Below are 3,721 nucleotides of genomic sequence, written 5' to 3' on the forward strand. Positions count from 1 at the left end.
GTCGGCCACCGCCGCGGCCCGGGCGGCCTGCGACCCGGCGCCCGCCAGTGCCGCGAGCCGGTCGAACGCCTCGTGGACCTCCAGGACGGTCAGCGACGACGTCGCCGCGGGCGTCGGCAGCTCGGTGAGCCCGCGCCAGCCCAGCCCGGTGCGCCGCTGGCGCAGCGCACCGCCGACGTACGCCGTCACCGTCTCCAGCTCCTCGGCGCTGGTCCGGTCCGGGCGAGCGCGGGTGAGCAGGTCGGCGATCGCGGCGACCTTGGCCTTGCGGGACCGGGTGGCGGCGATCGCGGCGGAGGTGGCGACGACGTCGGCGAGCAGCACGGCCCCATTCAAGACGAACCCAGGGACAACGGGCGCGGTCCGACGGGACCTTGGCCCCCTGCGCGGCGGCGCCGGCCTCACTAGCGTCGAGCACGGAAGGAGGCCCGGCCATGACCGTGCGACCCCACGACCTCACCGACCTGCTGCTCGCGCCGACGCTGATCGACCTCGACGACGTGCTCGAGGCCATCGGGGACCTCAACCCCGGCGAGCTGGCCTTCGAGGTCATCCTCGTCACCAACCAGGAGCCCCGCGACGCCGGAGAGCGGGCCGCGATGCTGCTGGAGTTCCTCCGCTTCCGGCTCGACCTGCACCGGTGGAGCCTCGCGCTCACCGACCGCGGGCTGAGCGTCGAGCACGGCGGCCGCGCGGTCGTGCTCGGCCTGCCGCCGAACGTCCGGGACTACCTCGCCGCCTGATCGCTGCCCGGCGCCGCCTACGGTGGCTCCGTGAGCCGGATGCAGCGCCTCGTGGTCGACCTCGAGCGCGCCTGGGATGCCGCGCGGCTGCGGCGCAAGGCGTCCGGGCCGCCACGGGACTTCCGGATCGAGCCCTACCTCGGGCACGGAGGACCCGAGGGCGTGGTCGTGCGCGGCCGCGTGCTCGACGACCCGCCGATCAGCGAGGCCGTCGAGGGCGAGGGCTTGGGCGCCGCCGTACGACGCAGCCTGCGGCAGTTCGTCACCGACGAGCTGCCCGGCGTGCCGCTGCGGGTGAGCGTCGGGGACGCGACGGTCGAGGCCGTCACCGATGGCGAGGGCTACTTCGTCGCCCGGCTCGCGCCGAGCGCGCTCACCGCCCCCTGGCACGACGGCCACGTCGAGCTCGCGGGGGCCTACCGCGGGCTGACCGACCCGCACCGCACGCCGCTGCGCGTCCGGGTGCCCGACGAGCACGCTCGCTTCGGCGTGATCTCCGACGTCGACGACACGATCATCGAGACCGGCGTCCAGCGGGTCGGGCTGATGCTGCGCCAGACCTTCACCGGCTCGGCGCTGACCCGCACCCCGTTCCCGGGCGCAGCTGAGCTCTACCGGCACCTGGAGGGCAGGGACCTGGAGGGCGGGCTGAATCCGTTCTTCTACGTCTCCTCCAGCCCGTGGAACCTGCACGGGTTCCTGCTCGCGTTCCTCGAGCACCGCGACTTCCCGCTCGGCCCGCTGCTGCTGCGCGACCTGGTCGGCAGCCGCGAGGGCCGCGCCCGCAAGCACGAGCGGATCGAGGAGGTGCTCGCGCTGCACCCGCACCTGCCGTTCGTGCTGATCGGCGACTCCGGCGAGAAGGACCCGCAGATCTACGCCGACATCGTCGCCGCCCACCCGGGCCGGATCCTCGCCGTCTACATCCGCGAGGTCCGCCTCGACCCGGGCGACGGCCGGGTCGAGGCGGTCAGCGACGCGTGGGCGCACGACGTGCCGTTCGTGCTCGCCGCCGACAGCGCGGCGGTACGCCGGCACGCCGCGTCGATCGGGCTGCTGTGAACGGCCGCCGCCTGCTGCTCGCGGTCGACGCGCCGTCGCTGCTGCACCGCAACCACCACGCCCGGGTCGAGTCCGGGCTGCGCGACCGCGGCGGCCGGCCCGCGTGGGCGCTGCACGGCATGCTGCGCCAGATCCTCGACGCCATCGACCAGTTCGCACCGGACGCGGTGCTGTTCGGGCTCGACGACCGGCGTACGTCGGTGCGCGAGCAGGCCTACCCGGCGTACAAGGCCGGCCGGGCCGAGAAGGACCCCGCGCTCGTCGACCAGCTCGAGCGCGCGGGCGCGCTGCTCGACGCGCTCGGCATGCTCACGGTCACCCCCGACGGGCTCGAGGCCGACGACGTCAACGCCTCGGCGGCGACCTGGGCCGAGCGCCACGGATGGAGCTGCGTGCTGATCACCTCCGACCGCGACGCGTTCGCCCACATCAGCGAGCACACCCAGGTGCTGCGCCTGATCAACGGCGGCATCAACGCCTCGCCACTGCTCAACCCAGCGCGGCTGCGGGCGATGTACGGCATCGCGGCCGAGCACTACCTGGAGTACGCCGCGCTCCGCGGCGACCCGAGCGACAACCTGCCGGGCGTCCCCGGGATCGGCGAGAAGATCGCGCCGGTCCTGCTCTCCGAGATGGGCTCGATGCGGGCCGTGTGGGCCGACATCGACCACTGCGCGGGCGCGACGCTGGTGGCGACGCTCGACTCCTACTGCGAGGAGGTCGGCCGCCCGCGGATCGGCGCGAGCGTGCTGAAGAAGCTGGCCACGCCGGCCGCGCGGGAGCGGTTCGAGTTCAACCTCGCGATCATGTCGGGGCGCACCGACCTCGAGCTCGGCCTGACGCCGGACCTGCCGGGCAGCCCCGGCCTGCTGCCGCTGGAGCCCGACCGGGTCTCCCGGGTCGTCGGCCACCTGGGCGTGCCGGAGACCACCCGGCTCGCGCTGCGGGTGCTCACGGAGCCGCCGGCGAGCTCGCAGCCGCCGTACTGATCCGCTCGGCGAGCGCCACCAGCGCCGCGTGCACCTCCGCGCCCTCCTCGATGCGGAACGCGCCGGGCAGCAGCGTGAGCTGCTGGGCGTACGACGCCACGTTGCGGGTCGAGCCGACCAGTCTCGTGGTGCGCTCGTCGACCGCCTCCAGCCGGCCCATCGTGCGCGGGATCGCGGCCGCCACGCGCGCCAGCGGCGCCTCGACGAGCACCCGCACCTCGTGGTCCCACCCGGCGCCGAGGTGCTCCTCGAGCGTGGCGACCGGGTCGAGGTCGGCCGGCGGCTCGAACGTCTCGAGCAGCGGCTCGACGCGCGCGACCCGGTCGATCCGGTAGGTGCGCACCGCGTCCGCGGTGACCGAGTGGCACAGCAGGTACCACCGGCCGTAGCGCACCACGACCGCCCACGGCTCGGCCTCGAGCTCCCGGTCGTTGCCGGCCTCGGTGCGGTAGGCGAGTCGCACCCGGCGCCGCTCGGCACAGGCCTCGACCAGGGCGACCGTGGTGGCCGGGTCCGGCCGGGCGGGGTCGCGGTGCGGCACCGGAGCAGCCGTACGCCGCACCCGCTCGGCCTGGGCGGCCACGGGGCGCGGCAGCGAGCCGAGGAGCGATCGTCCCCGAGCTCGTCCCGGCCACCGGCGAGCCGATCGTCCACAAGACCTACGGCGACTCCTTCGAGGACACCAACCTCGAGGACGTGCTGGGCGAGGTCGGCGCCGGCCGGCTGGTCGTCAGCGGCGCCCAGTCCGACGCATGCATCCGCTCCACGCTGCACGGGGCGCTGGTACGCGGCTACGACACGGTCCTGGTGTCCGACGCCCACACCACCGAGGACCTGAGCCCCTACGGTGCGCCGACACCGGACCTCGTGGTCGCCCACACCAACATGTACTGGAGCTACCAGAAGGCCCCGGGCCGGGAGGCCGGC

Annotated in this window: 5 protein-coding genes and 1 pseudogene; 4 read left to right on the top strand and 2 right to left on the bottom strand. The window is 74.7% G+C overall.

The window, feature by feature from the left end; translation table 11 throughout:
- A pseudogene (locus VGD85_RS16830) lies at positions 1–324 on the bottom strand (ATP-dependent DNA ligase); the annotation flags it as partial.
- 110 nt (positions 325–434) lie between these two features.
- Between VGD85_RS16830 and VGD85_RS16835 the strand changes: the two are divergent.
- From VGD85_RS16835 to VGD85_RS16845, 3 genes are read left to right on the top strand one after another with little or no spacing between them, the layout of a single operon-like run.
- Positions 435–743 (top strand): hypothetical protein, encoded by a 309-nt coding sequence (locus tag VGD85_RS16835; protein ID WP_331064587.1) that lies wholly within the window; start codon positions 435–437, stop codon positions 741–743.
- A gap of 39 nt (positions 744–782) precedes the next feature.
- Positions 783–1,805 (top strand): App1 family protein, encoded by a 1,023-nt coding sequence (locus tag VGD85_RS16840; RefSeq protein ID WP_331064590.1) that lies wholly within the window; start codon positions 783–785, stop codon positions 1,803–1,805.
- Positions 1,802–2,794, top strand: coding sequence for a 5'-3' exonuclease H3TH domain-containing protein (locus tag VGD85_RS16845; protein ID WP_331064588.1), 993 nt, complete (start codon positions 1,802–1,804; stop codon positions 2,792–2,794). The genes VGD85_RS16840 and VGD85_RS16845 overlap by 4 nt, the downstream gene beginning before the upstream one ends.
- On the opposite strand, the gene VGD85_RS16850 is transcribed toward VGD85_RS16845, so the two are convergent.
- A complete protein-coding gene (locus VGD85_RS16850) occupies positions 2,757–3,377 on the bottom strand; it encodes a WYL domain-containing protein (RefSeq protein ID WP_331064589.1) in 621 nt (206 codons plus the stop codon). The genes VGD85_RS16845 and VGD85_RS16850 overlap by 38 nt on opposite strands.
- 26 nt (positions 3,378–3,403) lie before the next feature.
- Between VGD85_RS16850 and VGD85_RS16855 the strand changes: the two genes are divergently transcribed.
- Positions 3,404–3,721 (top strand): cysteine hydrolase family protein (locus VGD85_RS16855; RefSeq protein ID WP_331064591.1); only part of this gene is annotated, 318 nt, incomplete at its 3' end.

The sequence above is a fragment of the Nocardioides sp. genome, from assembly GCF_036401255.1.
GTDB lineage: Bacteria > Actinomycetota > Actinomycetes > Propionibacteriales > Nocardioidaceae > Nocardioides.

Bases quoted from the DNA above. Each gene is read 5' to 3' on its own strand.
- VGD85_RS16835 (WP_331064587.1), top strand. From the start codon at position 435: ATGACCGTGCGACCCCACGACCTCACCGACCTGCTGCTCGCGCCGACG.
- VGD85_RS16840 (WP_331064590.1), top strand. From the start codon at position 783: ATGCAGCGCCTCGTGGTCGACCTCGAGCGCGCCTGGGATGCCGCGCGG.